The sequence below is a fragment of the Plantactinospora mayteni genome (genome assembly GCF_016862935.1).
In the GTDB taxonomy this organism is placed as follows: domain Bacteria; phylum Actinomycetota; class Actinomycetes; order Mycobacteriales; family Micromonosporaceae; genus Plantactinospora; species Plantactinospora mayteni.
Genome location: NZ_BONX01000050.1, coordinates 93,609 through 109,105, shown reverse-complemented (window position 1 = coordinate 109,105; position 15,497 = coordinate 93,609). Strand labels below are relative to the sequence as shown.

At 72.0% G+C, this 15,497-nt stretch carries 17 protein-coding genes, 1 pseudogene and 1 riboswitch; of the genes and pseudogenes, 6 read left to right on the top strand and 12 right to left on the bottom strand.

Annotation, left to right across the window (positions count from 1 at the left end; all coding sequences use genetic code 11):
• Positions 1-6: 6 nt before the first annotated feature.
• Entirely contained in the window at positions 7-1,035 is a 1,029-nt protein-coding gene (locus Pma05_RS33470) for a coiled-coil domain-containing protein (RefSeq protein WP_203861511.1), read from the bottom strand.
• Positions 1,036-1,038: 3 nt separating this feature from the next.
• Positions 1,039-1,169: riboswitch (cyclic di-AMP (ydaO/yuaA leader) on the bottom strand.
• A 243-nt stretch (positions 1,170-1,412) separates the two neighbouring features.
• Positions 1,413-1,877 carry a cupin domain-containing protein gene (locus Pma05_RS33465; protein ID WP_203861510.1) on the bottom strand — a complete coding sequence of 155 codons (465 nt, stop codon included), beginning with the start codon at positions 1,875-1,877 and terminating at the stop codon, positions 1,413-1,415.
• 116 nt (positions 1,878-1,993) lie between these two features.
• On the opposite strand from Pma05_RS33465, the gene Pma05_RS33460 reads away from it, so the two are divergent.
• Positions 1,994-2,464 (top strand): RrF2 family transcriptional regulator, encoded by a 471-nt coding sequence (locus tag Pma05_RS33460; RefSeq protein ID WP_203861509.1) that lies wholly within the window; start codon positions 1,994-1,996, stop codon positions 2,462-2,464.
• 75 nt (positions 2,465-2,539) lie between these two features.
• Here Pma05_RS33460 and Pma05_RS43040 read toward each other — a convergent pair.
• From Pma05_RS43040 to Pma05_RS33435, 6 genes and pseudogenes are all read right to left on the bottom strand, one after another.
• Positions 2,540-2,644 (bottom strand): annotated as a pseudogene (locus tag Pma05_RS43040) (GntR family transcriptional regulator); the annotation flags it as partial.
• A 121-nt stretch (positions 2,645-2,765) separates the two neighbouring features.
• Positions 2,766-3,071: an XRE family transcriptional regulator gene (locus Pma05_RS33455; protein ID WP_203861508.1), complete on the bottom strand. Its 306-nt coding sequence runs from the start codon at positions 3,069-3,071 to the stop codon at positions 2,766-2,768.
• The gene (locus Pma05_RS33450) at positions 3,052-3,441 is read right to left on the bottom strand and encodes a type II toxin-antitoxin system RelE/ParE family toxin (RefSeq protein WP_203861507.1); all 390 of its coding nucleotides are present in this window, start codon (positions 3,439-3,441) and stop codon (positions 3,052-3,054) included. The genes Pma05_RS33455 and Pma05_RS33450 overlap by 20 nt, the downstream gene beginning before the upstream one ends.
• A gap of 202 nt (positions 3,442-3,643) precedes the next feature.
• Positions 3,644-3,802: a hypothetical protein gene (locus tag Pma05_RS33445; RefSeq protein WP_203861506.1), complete on the bottom strand. Its 159-nt coding sequence runs from the start codon at positions 3,800-3,802 to the stop codon at positions 3,644-3,646.
• Between the two features lie 77 nt (positions 3,803-3,879).
• Entirely contained in the window at positions 3,880-4,074 is a 195-nt protein-coding gene (locus Pma05_RS33440) for a DNA-binding protein (protein WP_239313650.1), read from the bottom strand.
• A gap of 297 nt (positions 4,075-4,371) precedes the next feature.
• Positions 4,372-4,575: a hypothetical protein gene (locus tag Pma05_RS33435; protein ID WP_203861505.1), complete on the bottom strand. Its 204-nt coding sequence runs from the start codon at positions 4,573-4,575 to the stop codon at positions 4,372-4,374.
• A gap of 214 nt (positions 4,576-4,789) precedes the next feature.
• On the opposite strand from Pma05_RS33435, the gene Pma05_RS33430 reads away from it, so the two are divergent.
• Positions 4,790-5,443, top strand: coding sequence for a dienelactone hydrolase family protein (locus tag Pma05_RS33430; RefSeq protein ID WP_203861504.1), 654 nt, complete (start codon positions 4,790-4,792; stop codon positions 5,441-5,443).
• Entirely contained in the window at positions 5,355-6,227 is an 873-nt protein-coding gene (locus tag Pma05_RS33425) for a TIGR04222 domain-containing membrane protein (protein ID WP_307836967.1), read from the top strand. Before Pma05_RS33430 ends, Pma05_RS33425 begins: the two co-directional genes overlap by 89 nt.
• Positions 6,228-6,286: 59 nt before the next feature.
• Here the strand turns inward: Pma05_RS33425 and Pma05_RS33420 are convergent, their stop codons facing one another.
• From Pma05_RS33420 to Pma05_RS33405, 4 genes are all read right to left on the bottom strand, one after another.
• Entirely contained in the window at positions 6,287-7,114 is an 828-nt protein-coding gene (locus tag Pma05_RS33420; protein WP_372441599.1) for an FAD:protein FMN transferase, read from the bottom strand.
• A gap of 5 nt (positions 7,115-7,119) precedes the next feature.
• A complete protein-coding gene (locus Pma05_RS33415; protein ID WP_203861502.1) occupies positions 7,120-7,623 on the bottom strand; it encodes an FMN-binding protein in 504 nt (167 codons plus the stop codon).
• A 35-nt stretch (positions 7,624-7,658) separates the two neighbouring features.
• Positions 7,659-9,296, bottom strand: coding sequence for a ferredoxin reductase family protein (locus tag Pma05_RS33410; protein ID WP_239313646.1), 1,638 nt, complete (start codon positions 9,294-9,296; stop codon positions 7,659-7,661).
• 347 nt (positions 9,297-9,643) lie between these two features.
• Complete coding sequence (locus tag Pma05_RS33405) at positions 9,644-10,426, bottom strand: LppU/SCO3897 family protein (RefSeq protein ID WP_203861501.1); 783 nt, start codon at positions 10,424-10,426, stop codon at positions 9,644-9,646.
• 504 nt (positions 10,427-10,930) lie between these two features.
• On the opposite strand from Pma05_RS33405, the gene Pma05_RS33400 reads away from it, so the two are divergent.
• From Pma05_RS33400 to Pma05_RS33390, 3 genes are all read left to right on the top strand, one after another.
• Positions 10,931-14,032, top strand: a complete 3,102-nt coding sequence (locus tag Pma05_RS33400) for an AfsR/SARP family transcriptional regulator (RefSeq protein ID WP_203861500.1) — start codon at positions 10,931-10,933, stop codon at positions 14,030-14,032.
• Between the two features lie 155 nt (positions 14,033-14,187).
• Positions 14,188-14,943, top strand: coding sequence for a helix-turn-helix transcriptional regulator (locus tag Pma05_RS33395; protein ID WP_203861499.1), 756 nt, complete (start codon positions 14,188-14,190; stop codon positions 14,941-14,943).
• Positions 14,944-15,037: 94 nt separating this feature from the next.
• Positions 15,038-15,493, top strand: coding sequence for a nuclear transport factor 2 family protein (locus Pma05_RS33390; RefSeq protein WP_203861498.1), 456 nt, complete (start codon positions 15,038-15,040; stop codon positions 15,491-15,493).
• Positions 15,494-15,497 lie beyond the last annotated feature (4 nt).

Sequence of the window (15,497 nt, the reverse complement as noted above, 5' to 3'; positions counted from 1 at the left end):
GAGCCCCTAGACGAGTGACAGGTGTACGTGGTTGGTGTGGTCGCTGGACGGGTCGCCGTGCGCCCCGCTGTAGGACTTCCAGCCGGTTGTCGGCAACCAGATCTGCCGGTACCAGATCACGTACAGCACACCGATCCGGTCGGCGTTCCGGACGAAGAACGCGGCGAGGTTGTTGCCGTACGTCCGGTTGGCGCCCGTGGCGGCACCCCCGAAGCCGCCCGCCTCGGCGGAGAAGTCGCAGGCCCGCCCCTTCGGGTGCTCGTACGGGCCGCCGGAGCGGTAGCACCCGGTGAACCGGGTGAAGCCGGCCCGACGCGCCTCCTCGAAGGCGTGCAGGGTGCGCGGGCTGATGCAGCCGGTGGTGGTCGGGTCGGGCAGGCTGCACGACTGCGGCGGCCAGGAGCCGTCGGCGCCACGTGGCGCGGGCCGGGCCACCGGCGAGCTGGCGACGACGAAACCTCCGGTCGAGGCGCCGCCGACCTGGGCCAACGCCCGCTCGGCGGCCTCCTTCTGCCGCAGCATGATGGCGAGCTGCCGGCGCTCCTCGACCACCTCGGCGTCCAGCGCCCGCTTCGCCCGGGCGGCCCGCTCCCGGGCCTGGCTCAGCGAGCGAAGCGCGTCGTTGTCCCGCAGGGCCACCGCCTCCAGCCCACGGGCCCGCTCCAGCAACTCGTCAGCCGAACCGCTGTGCAGTAGTGCCAGCACGGGGCCGATCCGACCGGTCTGGTACGCCGCCCGGGCCACCTCCTCCACCTGGGGGCGCAGCTCCGCGATCAGCCCCTCCACCCGGCGTAGCTCGGCGGTGATCCTCGCCTGCCGAGCCTGGGCGTTGGCCAGCGCGTTCCTGGCCTGTAGATAACCTCGACCGGTCGATTCGAGCACGTCACGCAGGAGCGGTGTGTCGCCTTCGTCGCCGAGGGCGGCGGGGCTGTATGCCTCCGCCACGCCGGGCCGGAGCGCCGCCCCGGTGAGCGCGCCGAACGTGGCGAGCAGGGCCAGGGCCAGCGGCAACCGCCGACGTGTGGATCCCGTCATGCATGTCCCTCCGTCGCCCGCCTACCGAGTTAGCTGACGGGTTCGGGACGGAACAAGTCCCTACCGCGGTTGCGGACTCACCCCACCTACCTGGGTCCCCGGCTCACCCGAAGGTGATTCGGCGGCGGTCACGCCGGCGCGGAGGGGTGCGCCACCGGGCGAAACCGGGGTCAGCCTACCTGATCAACTAGGTCGAACAGGTGCATTTAGGAGTGATCCGGCGTGGAATTCGTGCCAACAGTCGAGCCCGATGTCGTCCGGAACGCGCATTGCCCGTACCCGACGCGTTCGACGTCGCGCCCGATGAAACCGCGGGCGGGGCGGCCCGTCTCCGGCCGCCCGGCCCCGGTCCCGGCTGAGGTCAGCTCATGTCGTGGTCAGCCGCGTGCCGTCCACACCGGGCTGTCCACGTAGTGGTTGTCGTAGCGATCCTGGGTCTCGCCGACTTGCTGCCAGGTGGCTTCGCCCCGGTGCACCTTGTCGAGCAGCCGGTAGTAGTCGAACCGGGGCTTGCCGGGGGTGATCACGACGAGGAAGTCGGCGTCCTGGCCGGCGGCGGGGGCGAAGGCGTGCGGGGTGTTCGGCGGAACGAAGAGCGTGTCTCCCTTGTGCAGAGTGTGCAGCTCGTCGCCGACGAGCATTTCGAGGGCGCCGTCGAGTACGAAGAACAGTTCGCCGGAGCGGGTGTGCAGGTGCGGCGGGGCGCCGTCCGTGCCGCTCTTGAGCAGGGTGCGGTTGGTGGTCAGCGTGCCGCCGGTGTGCTCGGGGTCGAGTAGCAGGGTGATCACGCTGGCCGGGTCGCTCTCCAGAACCTCGGCTTCGAGTGCGCGTACCAGGGTCATTGCCGGCTCCTTCGTTGTTCGCTGATTTCTAGACACTAGATATCCAGAATCACTCCGCGCTAGCGATCATGGCGGGCGTCACAGTTTCTGGACATGTAGAGTCCAGGACTATGCGGATGAGCCGGGGCGTCGAATGGGCCCTCCACGCGTGCCTCAACCTGAGCTGGCTGGATGACCCGGTGCCGACCGGTACTCTCGCGGCGTTCTACGAGTTGCCGTCGGCCTACCTGAACAAGCAGCTCCAGACCCTGGTCCGGGCCGGGATCCTGACCTCGACCTCGGGGCCGCGCGGGGGCTTCCGGTTGGCCCGGGCCCCGGAGGCGGTCTCCCTGCTGGACATCGTCGTCGCGATCGAGGGTCCGGAGGAGCTGTTCCGGTGCGACCAGATCCTCAGTAAGGGGCCGGGGGAGCATGCCGGCGTCGACTATCGACAGTCCTGCGCGTTCGCCCGCGCCATGCGCGACGCTGAGCTGGCCTGGCGGCGGGAGCTGGCCGGCAAGAGCGTGGCTGACGTCCGGGCTGACGTCGAGCACGGGCACCCGGAGGCCCCGGCCAACACCAGGGCCAGGATCGCGGAACTGCGTTAGGGGGCGATCCCACGTCGGCGCGGGCATCGGGTACGGGGAGGAGGCTTCCTGATCCGCGCCGGTGGGAAACTGTCGTCAGCGAACCCGCTTGTCGGCGACGAAGACTCCGCGACCGGGTCGGCCGACCAGCACTCCGCGCTTGCGTAGCCTGGCCACCGCCCGAGAGACAGTCGACATCGACGCGCGCCGGGAAACCCCCCCCGGGCGCCGGGCGGGCTTGTCGACGGCACCGTGGCCCGCGCTATGGCCCTGTCGTATGTCGTCAGTGCCCAAGCTCAACGGAGAACATGCGAAACCTGGGTCAGCCCAGCACCAGCTTCTCGTCACCGAAGTCAGCGACGATCTCCAGGTGACCGCCCAGGGCGGCGATGTACCTGCTTATCGTGCCAACCTCGGTTGTCGACAGCTCGCCCTTCTCGATCGCTGACACGCGGGCCTGAGACACGCCCATCCGCTCGGCGAGCTGGGTTTGACTCAGCTCGTGGCGCTGCCGCATCTCAGCGAGTCGGGCGGCGCGGATCTCACCACGCATCCGCTCCTTGTGGGCCGCGACTCGCGCCTCGTCGAGCTCCACCTCGGCGCGCACCTCACGCCAGTCTCTGGTCATCAGCGTTCCCTCTCAACTCCTTGAGATGGCGGTCCAGTCGCAGATCTGCAATTCGGACGTTCTTTCTGTACCAACTGTCCCAGTCTCCGGACTTGTCTCCTGCGACAAGTAGGATCGCTTCCCGTTCGGGATCGAAGGCGAACAGGATCCGGACCTCGCTGGTGCCGGACGAGCCGGGCCGGAGTTCCTTCATGTTGCTGTGCCTGGATGCCTTGACGTGATCGACGAGGGGGCGGCCGAGTGCAGGGCCTTCCTCGGTGAGCATGTCGATAGCGGCTGCGACCTGTTCGGCCGAACCTGGGTCGGTCTTGCAGAGTTCCAGGTACCAGACATCCACCTCTTCGGTGAGGTTGACGCCCCAAGAGCTCATGCTCTGACTATAACTTGTACGTTGTACAATGCTCAAGTTGTGGGCGCTGGGCAGTCAATCGGGTGTGTATCACGGGGTGACCGTTACCGTGACCGACCTCGCCGGCCGGGTGGTCCACGAGAACTGTCCCCGCACCTGCCCGAGCCCCGCAGATGGTCGCCACTCAGCCCGGCGGCAAACCCGTCGTCCAACTGCCCGAACGCTACCGGCTGGCCCGGCTGGCCCGGCGCCTCGGCCAGTGCCGGGCGATCTCACCGAACTCGACGGCGGTCGGCAGCTCGGCACGGACCTGCGCGACGGGATCGTCACCCTGCACCGCTCCGGCGACGACGATGTTCCCGGGGTGCGCTCCCGTCGTCACGGGGGCAGTGCGACGGCCGTGCCGGGACGATCGAGGCGGCTCTGGGCGGGTGGCCGGTCCGGAAGTATCTGAGATAGCTATTCGTCCCGGCCGCTGTCCAAGCGCTCGCGACGACGTGCTGCGTACTCCCTGACGTCGGCGGCGGACCAGATCCGGCCGACGGTCAGCGTGTCCAGTGGTGCCGGAAAGTCGGGCCTGTCCACCAGGACTGCGGCGCGCTGGCGGCTGACCCCGAGGTGATCAGCCACTTCCGCGAGCGCCATGACGTGCATTCGGCGGACTCTCTAACCGAGGGGGTTGACAGGTTGCCTACCCCGGGGTTGACTAGCTGCCAACAGCGGCCGGCAGATGTCGAGCATGCCCGCTTGAGGAGACCACCGTGTCGGAGGCGCACAACCAGGGCGTACGCCATCGGGTGTTCTGTCCCCGGCGATTGCCCGACGGCCGGCGCTGCGGCTTGCGGATCGACCACGACGTTCCGTGCACCGGGCGGCGAATCCGGCGCCGGTCGATATGAGCACGGCACCACACTGACCAGCACACACCGTCAACGGCCTGGCTCGGCACACCTAACGGTCGCGCGGGTCCTCGGAATACCGCTCACCGCTGGACGGCATACCCACCGCGTCGCGGGGTGGCGTCCGGCGCGGGTCGTCGAGCGATCTCGCCTTGGCCGCCTCGTCCGCCCACTCGCTCCGGTCGGGATTCTGCTGCTCCGCCTCCTCGGTGCGGGCCGAGCCGGACTTCGCCTTGCCGGATTTCTGGCGGCCCATGGCATCCCTCACGTTCGTCTGCCGGTCGGCGCGTCGGCCGTCCCGGTGCCTGGTCGGACGTTCCGGCCTTCCCCCGCTGTGCGCCGGCAAACCCGGGCGCCGGGCGGCTGCCGGCGGGTGGTTGAGCCCGGCGCCGCCGGGTAAGGCCGACAGGACGGCGGCCGGCGCCACCCGCGCGACCATCCGCCCCGGAAGAGGCATGGGAGGCAGTCGGATGGACACCCGGACCACCGAGACCACGATTCCGGCCGGAAACGTACGACTGACCGGCGACCTGGTCGTCCCCGCCGACGCGCGTGGGATCGTCCTGTTCGCACACGGCAGCGGCAGTTCCCGGCACAGCCCGCGCAACCGGATGGTGGCCGAGGCGCTGAACCGGTACGCCCTGGCCACCGTGCTGGTCGACCTGCTGACAGCGGACGAGGAGGCGCTCGACGACCGGACCGGGGAGTTGCGGTTCGACATCGGCCTGCTCACCGGCCGGCTCGTCGGCATCGTCGACTGGCTGGGGACCGGTGAACCGGCCGGACGGCTCCCGATCGGGCTCTTCGGGGCCAGTACCGGAGCCGCCGCCGCGCTCTCCGCCGCCGCGCAGCGCCCCGACCAGGTGTACGCGGTCGTCTCCCGGGGTGGCCGCCCGGATCTGGCCGGCGCCGACCTGCGTCGGGTACCCGCCGAGACGCTGCTGTTGGTCGGCGGGCTCGACGACGAGGTGCTGCGGCTCAACAACCAGGCGCTCGCCGACCTCGACGGCAGCGCGGAACTGCGGGTGGTACCCGGTGCCAGCCACCTCTTCGAGGAGCCGGGCACCCTGGACCAGGTGGCCGAGGAAGCGGCGGAGTGGTTCGTCAGCCACCTGCCCCGCTGAGCACGCCGCCCTGACCGTGGCCCGGCGGGGCGCCGGTGACGGGCGTGCGCGGGTTTTCCATACTCGAAGGATGACGGCGGTGCCGCGCGACCTGAGTACGACGGACTTCGGCTACCTCGACGGTGGTGCCTGGGGTGCCGTCCGGGCCGGACTGGTGATGCTGCACGGCCGGGGCAGCGTCACGGCCACCCCACCCGGCCGGGTCAGCCGGACCGGCAGCATGCCGGCGTACGCGGAGCCGCTGGAACGGGCCATCTTCGGTGCGCTGTACGGCTCGATGTCGCCCCGCGAGGTGGCCAACCAGCGGCGGGTCCGGCAGGCCCTGGCCGAGCAGCGGGAGGGCCTGATCGGGCTGGGACTTCTCCGCCCGGCCTGGCGCCGGTCCCTGTTGCCGGCCACGCTGGTGCTCGTGCTGCCGATGGTGGTCGCCCGGCTGGTCGCGGCCGACCTGCTCGGTGTCGGAGTCGGCCTGCTGGTGGTGCTGGCGTTCGTCGGGATGGCCGGCTGGTTCCTGCCCCGCCGTACCCTCTCCGGCGGACGTACGCTGCGCGACGTCCGGCGCCGGCATCCGCTTCCGGTCGGTCCGGACGGGGTCCCGGCCGCGCACCCAGACGGACTCGATCCGGGGCTGGCGGTGGCGCTCTACGGCAGCACTGGGCTGCTGCCGGCGGTGCGGCGGTTCGCCCAGGAAGGCGGACTACTCGACGGCGGCAGGTGGTCACGCTTCGACGGTGACTCCCCGCTGAATACAATGCCGGCCGACGGCGCCACCGGGCTGGGCTGACCCCGCTCAGCCGGGGTGCGGGCTGGCCGGGCAGCTCAGCCCGGATGCGGGCCGGCGGGTCAGCTCAGCCGGGGGGCGGGCTGGCCGGGCAGGTCGGAGCGGGTGGTGGCGGGCCGCTGCGGCGGCTCGGTGGGCAGCACCGGGAAGCCGTCGGTGCGATAGCACAGTTCGTCGGAGGTGACGATGCCGACCTCGTGCTCCGGCAGTTCGGAGAGCCAGCGCAGCCCGGACTGACCCATCGCCACCCCGGCCGTCGCGTACGCGTCGGTGCGGCCCAGGTCGGTGCCGACCACGGTGACCGAGGTCAGCTCGGTGGCCGGGGCACCCCGGTACGGGTCGATCACGTGGAAACCGCGCTCGTACGTGCCGGAGGTGGCGACCGCGAAGTCGTTGCCGCCGAGTACCCAGCAGATCTTGTCCTCCTGCCACGGGTGCCGGATGCCGATCCGCCACGGCTCGCCGGGTCGGGGGCCGCCCCGGGCCCGGATGTCCCCGCCCGCGTTGATCCAGTGCGAGTGGCAACCGGCCGCCAGCAGCCGGTCCGAGGCCACCTGCACCGACCAGCCCTTGACATAGCCGGACGGGTCGAACCGGCCGGTCGCGTACGCGTCGAAGTAGCCGTCCGTCTCCCGCCACAGGTCGGCGCAGGTCTCGACCACCAGCCGCAGGTCGGCGGAACAGTCCTTGATGGAGAGTTCGCCCCGCTCGAACCGGTTGACCTCGCTCTGCTCCTTGTAGGTGCTGAACCGCTCGTCCACCTCGCGGAACCAGTCGAACGTCTGCTCGGCGAGTACCTCCAGGCGCCGGGCCGGCAGCGGGTCGGTGAGCTGCACGCTGATCGGCGTACCCATGATCTGTTCGACCCTGCGCAGCCCGGCGGTACCCATCGAACTCAGGCCTTCGCCTTGTCGAGCGCCGACTGGAGGGACGCCTTGTACGCCGCGCTGGTCAGGCTCGCCCCGGAGACCGTGTTCAGCTTGCTGGCGCTGGTCGCGGCGAGCGCCTGCTGGCGCAGCTTCGGGATCGCGTTCTCGTTGATCCCGGCGCTGGTCGGGTCCTCGTCCGGATAGGTCGCGTCGGCGTCGGTGACCTTGCCACCGGCGACCGTGATGGTCACCTTGATGGCCCCGTAGTCGTAGTTGGCGGTCGCACCGGCGAAGGTGCCGTCCTTCAGCCCGCCCGCCGGCGGCTTGGCCGCAGGCTTCTTGGCCGGCGGCGCGGTGGCCTTCCCGGCCGGGGCGGTGCCGCCCGGTGACGGGCTGGCGGACGCGTCGCCGGTCTCCTCCTCCAGCGCCACCTGGGTGCCGGGGTCGTCGGTCGAGGTGCCGAGTTTGGCGCCGATCAGCAGGGTGGCGCCGATGGCGGTACCGAGGACGGCGAAGGCGGCACGACGCACGGGATTACCTCCGTAGGGGTGGTGTGCGGGGGGAATCAGAATTCGAACGGGTCGAGGTGGATCTGCCGGCGCGGCACCCGGAGCTTGCGCATCGTCCGCATCGAGACGTCGACCAGGCCGGGCGGCCCGCAGAGGTAGATGTCCCGGCGGCGTACGTCCGGGACCAGCTCGCGCATGCCCTTGGCGGTGAAGAGGTGCCGGGACGCCGGGTCCTCGCGGGAGCCGATGACGTACCAGACCTGCGCGTTCCGGGACCGGGCCAGGAAGTCCAGCTCGTCGCGGAAGAGCAGTTCCTCCTCGGTCCGGGAGCGGTAGATCACCACGGTCTGCTCGGGCAGGTCCTCCAGCAGCGCACGGATCGGCGCGATGCCGCTGCCGCCGGCGATCAGCAGCGCCCGGGGCCGGATCGCCCGATCGGCGGTGAAGACCCCGGACGGCCCCTCGGCGAAGATCCGGGTACCCGGCTCCAGGTATTGCAGGGACTCGGTGTGGTCACCGACGACCTTGACGGTCAGCCGCAGCCACTGCTCGTTCGGCGCGGCCGAGAGCGAGAACGGGTGCGCCTGCCACCAGGCGCCCTTGGTCAGGAACCGCCACCGGAAGTACTGCCCGGCCCGGGCGTCCAGCTCGTCGAGGCGGTTGCCGGAGATGTAGATCGACACCATCTCGTACGCCTCCGGCACCACGTCCTCGACCCGCAGCCGGTGCCGCAGGTTGAACTTGATCGGGGCGATGATCCGTCCCCAGAGGACACAGGCGACGACGAAGACGTAGAGCCCGGCCCAGAAGTACTGCCCGAAGCCGGGCTTGGAGAGCTCCTGGCCGGCGGCGAACTGGTGGCCGTAGCTGAACAGCAGCACCAGATAGGTGCTCAGGTGCAGGTAGTACCAGAGTTCGTAGTTCATCATCCGGCGGATGGCCCGGATGGCCAGCAGCGCGATGCCGACCAGGATGCCGGTGGCCACCGTCGCGCTGATCATGTCCTCGTACGTGCTCAGCAGCCGCCAGGTGCCCTCGCCCACCGGCGTGTTGGTGAGCTTGCTGTAGCCGACCGCGATCAGTCCGGCGTGCGCCAGGATGGCCAGCAGCAGGAAGGCGCCCAGCTCCCGGTGCCAGATCAGCAGCGAGTGCGCGCCGATCCAGCGTTCCAGCCAGCCGACCCGGCTCATCAGCAGCACCTGGGCGAGCAGCAGGAACCCGCCGACCATGCCGGTGAGCCGGCCACCGGCGATCAGGATGTCGGCGGTGGTCCGGATCGACTCGGCCGGGGTGTTCAGCCACCACAGGTAGACACTGGTGGCCAGCGCCGACCAGAAGACGATGTGGAAGAAGAGCCGGCCACTGCGGTCGTACGGCTCGACCTCGGCGGTCTCCCGGTGCCGGGCCGCCTCCGCCGCCCCGCTGATCGGGTTGGGTCGGCGCGCGGGCGCCTCCTCGGCGTACGACCACGGCTCGCGGCCCCGGGACGGTTCACGGCCACGGGACGGGTTCGACCACCCGTCGTCGGTACGCGCCGGCTCGGCCGGGTCGTACCGCTCGAACTCGTCGTACGGTTCGCGGTCCCGCCCCCGGGGTGGCCGGTCGTAGGGGTCCTCGGACGGCACCCGGGGCAACAGGCCGGTCACCCATTCGGTGAGCGGCTCGGCCGTTTCGACATCCCGACGACGAGTCACGAAGAATATGTACCGGTTGTACGGGTCGGAAACCAAGCCCGAGCGGCCGGCTTAGTTCAGTCTTAAGAATCGCTTGGTTGGGGGCTAAGGAAGCGACCGTGCGGTGGCCCGGACGCTCCCCGCCCCGGACCACCGCACCCCCCGTTGGTCGACTGCCGTCGATCCGCCGCCCCCGGCGGCCGGCGGCGCCCGCTCACCCCTGCCGGCCCGCCCCCTCACGGGCCGCGAGGGGGCGGATTACTGAACCTTTTTCAACCTCCCCTTGCGGTCCGATGGACCGCGAGGTCGAACGCGGGGCGCGAGCGCCGCGCGGTTCAGGTGGAAAAAGGTTCACTCGCGGGCCGCCGTCAGCGGGCCGGAGCGACGCACAGGATGAAGTCCTGGAGCGTGCCGATCGTGCCGTCCTGGTAGAGGTACTGCGTGTAGTCGGTGGACTCGCAGGCGGACTCGCTGATGGTGCCGTCCTTGCGCAGCAGCACCTCGAGCGCGCCCTTGGCGCCGCAACTCGCCTCCTCGACCTCGTCGGTGATCTCGTCGATGGTGAGGCAGTCGCCCTTCTTGAACTTGTCGAGGTCGCCCTCGATCGAGTCCTCCTCCGGGGTCGGCGAGGCCTTGCCCTTCGGCGTCGTCTTCGGGCTCGGTGCGTCCGGGCTCTCGCTGGCGGCGACGCCCGGATCGGTCTCGTCGTCGCCGGCCCAGAGGGCCAGCGCGGTGCCGCCGCCGCAGCAGAGCAGTACGACGCCGAGGACGATGCCGATGATCAGCGGTGCCTTGCTCTTCTTCGGCGGCACCGGGGTACCGAACTGTGCGGGCGGACCGGCCGGCGAGGAGGGCGCCGACGCGTGCGCGCCCGACGACGGGTAACCGGACGCCTGCGGGTACTGCTGCTCCGACGACTGCGGGTACGAACCCGGCGACGAGGGCGGCGGGTAGGAGCCGGAGGAGGACTGCTGGTAGGAGCCGGAGGACTGCTGGTACGGGTCCGACGAGGGCTGGTAGGAGCCCGAGGAGTGTGACTGGTAGCCGGAACCGCCGCCCGCCGGAGCGCCGTACCCGCCGGACTGGCCGGAATAGCGAGGGTCGTTGGACGGCTCGCCAGGGCCGTAGCCCGGCGGTGGATATGTGGACATCATTGCCTTTCGGAAGAAAACTGCATGGTCGCGGCCGTCCGAGGCCGCTAGGCCCGGGTCACCCGGAGCGCCCCAGGGTCGCACAGGGGCGCACGGGGCGCACCGGTCGGACCAGCGCCGGCGCGCCCGGACCGGCGGCCGGGTCGGCCGGGGTCTACATCGGATGGTCGGGTGCCCGGCGCTCGATCCGGTGTCAGGGACACCTCCCCGGCACCCGAGTCCCCCCGAACGCCGACCCCCGTGACCGGCCCGCCCCCCGCGGGCCTCTAGCAGCTTGGGGATGCCCGCCACACAACTGCCACACGATCGAACCTTTCAACCTGAACCGCGCGGCACATGCGCCCCGCCTTCCACCTGCGGCCACCACGGACCGCAAGGGGAGGTTGAAAAAGGTTCGTTGCCACACGCCACGCCGACGAAGGGCCGGTACACCGCCACATCCAGGGCAGACAGCGTAGTACGGTTTCATGTCCGTGATTTGCCTGCGGCTCGGGGAGACGGCGAGTGAAGTTCGGGGTGCTCGGGCCGCTGCGAGTCTGCACGGACTCCGGCGCCGAGGTGGTGCTGCGCAGCCGGCACCAGCGCACCGTGCTGGGCGCGCTGCTGGTCGGCGCCGGCCAACTCGTCACCGTCGACCGGCTGGTGGAGACGCTCTGGGGCGACCAACCACCGGCCTCGTACGCCTCCAACCTCCAGACCTACGTCTCCCGGCTCCGGGAGCGGCTGCCCGGCGTCACCATCGAGCACCGCAGCGACGGCTACCTGCTGCGGGTGCCGACCGACGACGTCGACGTACTCGTCTTCCGCCGGGAGGTGGCCACCGGCCGGGCGGCGCTGGCCGCGGGCGATCCGGTACTCGCCGCCGACCGGTTCCGGCGCGGGCTGCGGCAGTGGCGCGGGCGACCCCTGGCCGACCTGACGGTGCCGACCCTGGAGCCCGAACTCGCACAGTGGGAGCTCGAACGGGTCGGCGCGCAGGAGGACTGCGTCGACGCCGACCTCGACGCCGAGGGTGACCTCGCCACCGTCCTGACCGAGCTGCACCAACTGGTCACCGAGCACCCGATGCGGGAGCGGCCGTACGGCCAGTTGATGGTGGCGCTGCACCGCGCCGGGCGCCGGGCCGACGCACTGGCCGCGTACCAGCGGGCCCGGGAGATCTTCGTCACCGAGCTGGGCGTCGAGCCGGGACCCGAACTGCGCCGGCTGCACCAGGCGATCCTGCGCGGCGCGGAGCCGTCGGTCGGCCGGGCCGGCAACCGGCCGGAGACCGTACCCCGGTCACCGTTCCCGGTCTGCCAGTTGCCGCCGGCCCTGCCGGGTTTCGTCGGCCGGGCCGGCAGCATCGAGCGGATCGAGCGGATGCTGGACTCGGCGGCCGGCGGGGTGCCGGTGGTGGCGGTCTCCGGCCAGCCGGGCGTGGGCAAGAGCGCCCTGGCGGTGACGGTCGCACACCGGATCCGGGAGCGGTTCCCGGACGGGCAGCTCTTCGTACACCTGGCCGGTGCCTCGGCCGCGCCCCGGGATCCGGCTGCGGTCCTGGCCGACCTGCTCCGGGTGCTGGGCGTGCCCGGCTCGGCGCTGCCGCAGAACCTCTCCGCGCTGGCCGCCGCCTACCGGGCCCGGCTCGCGGACCGGCGGGTGCTGGTCGTCCTCGACGACGCCGCCACCGCCGCCCAGGTCCGGCCACTGCTTCCGGGTACCCCCGGCAGCGCCGTGCTGACCACCAGCCGGCGCCGGCTCAGCGGGCTGATCGACGCCCGGCACCTGCCGGTCGGCCCGTTGACCGACGACGAGGCCCGGGCGCTGCTGGCCGACGTGGTGGGTCCGGAGCGGGTGGCGGAGGAGCCGGGCCAGGCGGCCCGGATCGCCGCCGCCTGCGGCAACCTGCCGCTGGCGGTCCGGATCGCGGGTACCCGGCTCGCCACCCGGTCGTGGCCGCTGGCGATCCTCGCCGACCGGCTCGACGACGAGCGGCAGCGCCTCGACGAGCTGGCCGCCGGAGACCTCCAGGTCCGGGCCAGCCTGGCGCTGAGCGTGCAGGCGCTCTCGCCGCCGACCCGGGAGGCGTTCGGCCTGCTCGGCTCGCTCGGCCCGGTCAGCTTCGCGGCCTGGGCGGTCGCCGAACTGCTCGACAGCGCCGACGCCGACCGGGTGTTGGACGAGCTGGTCGAGGCGAGCCTGCTGGAGGTGACCCGACCGCCCGACGGGGGCGAACCGCGTTATCGCCTGCACGACCTGCTCCGGGTCTACGCTGAGGAACTCGCCGTCGCCGACGACCGTCCACTCCCGACGGTGGGGACCCCGGCCGGTTCCCCCGCCGTCCCGGCCGGCCGGCCGGGACGCCGGGCCGGGGCCCGGGGTCGGCTGGTGGCGGCGTCCGCCGCGCTCGCCGGCACCGCCGCTCGCCGGCTGCCCCGGACCCTGACCTGGGCCCGCCTGGCGGAGCCGGCCGAACGGGTACGCCCGGCACGCGCCGCCGAGCGGGTCGCCGCCGACCCGCTGGGCTGGTTCACCGCCGAACTCGACTTCCTCACCGGGCTGCTCGGACTCGCCATGGAGTGCGGTGCCGAGCGGGCCGCGATCGATCTCGCCGAGCGGCTCGCCCCGTTCTGCTGGGTGCACGGGCACTGGACGGAACTCCAGGCGGTGCAGCGGCTGGCCCGGCAAGCCGCCGAGCGGATCGGCGACGACCGGACGATCGCCCGGGCCGACTTCGTGATCGGGTTGCTGCAACTGGCCCGGGGCGACCTGGCGGGCGCGGCCGAGCGGCTGCGCGACGGCCGGGACCGCTACGAGCGGCTCGCCGACCGGCACGGCCTGGCCTGCCTGCTCAGCGACGAGGCGGTGCTCTACGACTACCAGAACCGCGCCGAGGACGCCGCGTCGACCGCCGAGCGGGCGGTGGCGCTGTTCCGGGCCGAGGGGGACCCGCTCGGTGCGCTGCTGGCCGCGCCGGTGCTCTCGGCCGCGTATCGGGGGCTGGGGCGGCTGGACGAGGCGCTGGCGGTGGACGAGGCGGCGGTGGCCGAGGCCGACGAGCTGGGTGCCGCCGAGATCGTCACCGCCCGCTGCCTGAACGCGCTCGCGGTGACCCGGCTGCTCCGCGACGAGCCGGCGCTGGCGTACGCCGCCGCGGAGCGGGCCGTGGCGCTGCTGCGTACGGTCAACGACCGGTACGTGCTGCTGGCCGCGCTGCGGCACCTCGCCTCGGCGGCGGTCTGTCTCGGCCGGCGTGCCGAGGCGGTGCACCGGCTCCAGCAGAGCCACGACCTGGCGGTGCAGTTGGGTGACCGCCCCTGGGCCACCGGCCTGGCCCGGGACCTGGCGGTGAGCTGGATCGGCGAGGGGCGGGCGAACGCGGCGGTCGGGGTACTCCGGCGGTGCGTCCGGACGTTCGAGGAGATGAGCATGCCGTCGGCCCAGGCGGCCACGCTGCACATGCTGGCCCGGGCGTACGACGAGACCGGCGACCGGGACGCGGCCCGGGACGCCCGGTTCTGGGCCGGGATCCTCAGCGACCCCCGGGACACCCGCACCCCGGCGCTGGCCAGCATCGTACTGCGGCTGGCCGACGCGCCCGGACTGGTGAGCAGCGGCTCCTGACCGCAGTCGACGAGACCCGCCGCACCCTCGACCGGGCCGACATCGAAGCCCGACACCTCAGCAGCCAGCTGCCCGGGGCGCCGGGCCGGTGAGCAGCGGCTCGGGCCGGTGCGCGAGCCGGCGGAAACGTCATACCAGACCGGTAGTTTTGGCAGGTGAACCGTACCGATCGGCTTTATGCCCTGGTGGAGGAGTTGCGCGCGGTCGCACCCCGACCGCGCAGCGCACGCTGGCTCGCCGACCGATTCGAGGTCGACGCGCGTACGATCAGGCGGGACATCGGCGCCCTACAGGAGTCCGGCGTGCCCATCTACCCCGAGCTGGGCCGGGGTGGCGGCTACGTACTGGACCGGGCCTACACGCTCCCGCCGGTGAACATTACCCCGCGCGAGGCGGTCGCCGCCGCCGTCGCGCTGGAGACCATGGCCGACACTCCGTTCGTCGACGCGGCGCGTTCGGTGCTGCACAAGATCCTCGCGGTGATGCCACCCTCCGGTGTGGAGGCCGTGGCCGAGATCGCCGGCCGGATCAGGCTGACGGCACTGGAGCCGGAGCCGGCGGCGGCGCCCGCCCGGCAGGTGCTCCGGACCGCCGGTGACGCGCTGCTCAGCCGCACCGTGCTGGCGATCGAATACGTCGACCGCAACGGCGCGATCTCGCACCGGCTGATCGAGCCGGTGGAGCTGCTCGGCGCCGGCCGGCAGTGGTATCTGGTCGGCTGGTGCCGACTCCGGCAGGAGGTACGCGGGTTCCGGCTGGACCGGATGCGCCGGGCGGCGCCGACCAACGAGACCGCGCCGCCCCGGTCGATCGAGCCCGCCTGGCGGGGTGGGCTCGACGTGCCGGCGACCCGGCTGCAACTGCCCGGACGAGCGGATTCGTCGGGAAAAGCGGACAGGATGCTGTCCTGACCAGCGGCGAGAATGGTAGGTGACGAGGCCGGCGCGGTGCCGCCGAGCGATCGGCGGGCCGGGCCGGATCACCGCCCACGGGAGGACTCTCGCGATGACCATCAACACCAACCACAGCTCGGCCGTGGTCCCCGTCGACTCCCGGCCGATGCTCTGGCAGAACTGGATGGCGCTGCGTAACGGCGACCGGTCGCTCGTCGAGGAGATCCTCGCGCCCACGGTTCTCGCCCACCTTCCGGTGCCCGGCGGGTCGCCGGAGCAGGTCCGGGGCCGTCAGGCGCTGGTGGCCTGGGTCTCCGGCCGGCACGCCGGCTGCCCGGACGCCCGGCTGGCCGTCGAGGTCGGCCCGATCATCGGGCCCGACCTGATCGCCGGTCGGTGGAAGCTCACCCGGGCCGGCGACGACCCGAGCACTCTCTGTCCACACCGGATCATCGTGGCCTGCTCCGGGGTCGACATCCTGCGGGTCGACGGCGACCGGATCGTCGAGTACTGGAGCCACGACGACAGCGTCAAGTTGGACCGCTGCCTGACCTACAGCGCCGCATAGTGAC

Coding starts and splice junctions, on each gene's coding strand:
- Pma05_RS33435 (WP_203861505.1), bottom strand. CDS start 4,575: ATGGGCCGCCAGAAATCCGGCAAGGCGAAGTCCGGCTCGGCCCGCACC.
- Pma05_RS33470 (WP_203861511.1), bottom strand. CDS start 1,035: ATGACGGGATCCACACGTCGGCGGTTGCCGCTGGCCCTGGCCCTGCTC.
- Pma05_RS33460 (WP_203861509.1), top strand. CDS start 1,994: ATGAGCCGGGGCGTCGAATGGGCCCTCCACGCGTGCCTCAACCTGAGC.
- Pma05_RS33390 (WP_203861498.1), top strand. CDS start 15,038: ATGACCATCAACACCAACCACAGCTCGGCCGTGGTCCCCGTCGACTCC.
- Pma05_RS33465 (WP_203861510.1), bottom strand. CDS start 1,877: ATGACCCTGGTACGCGCACTCGAAGCCGAGGTTCTGGAGAGCGACCCG.
- Pma05_RS33455 (WP_203861508.1), bottom strand. CDS start 3,071: ATGACCAGAGACTGGCGTGAGGTGCGCGCCGAGGTGGAGCTCGACGAG.
- Pma05_RS33420 (WP_372441599.1), bottom strand. CDS start 7,114: ATGGGTACCGCCGGGCTGCGCAGGGTCGAACAGATCATGGGTACGCCG.
- Pma05_RS33440 (WP_239313650.1), bottom strand. CDS start 4,074: ATGCACGTCATGGCGCTCGCGGAAGTGGCTGATCACCTCGGGGTCAGC.
- Pma05_RS33450 (WP_203861507.1), bottom strand. CDS start 3,441: ATGAGCTCTTGGGGCGTCAACCTCACCGAAGAGGTGGATGTCTGGTAC.
- Pma05_RS33430 (WP_203861504.1), top strand. CDS start 4,790: ATGGACACCCGGACCACCGAGACCACGATTCCGGCCGGAAACGTACGA.
- Pma05_RS33405 (WP_203861501.1), bottom strand. CDS start 10,426: ATGTCCACATATCCACCGCCGGGCTACGGCCCTGGCGAGCCGTCCAAC.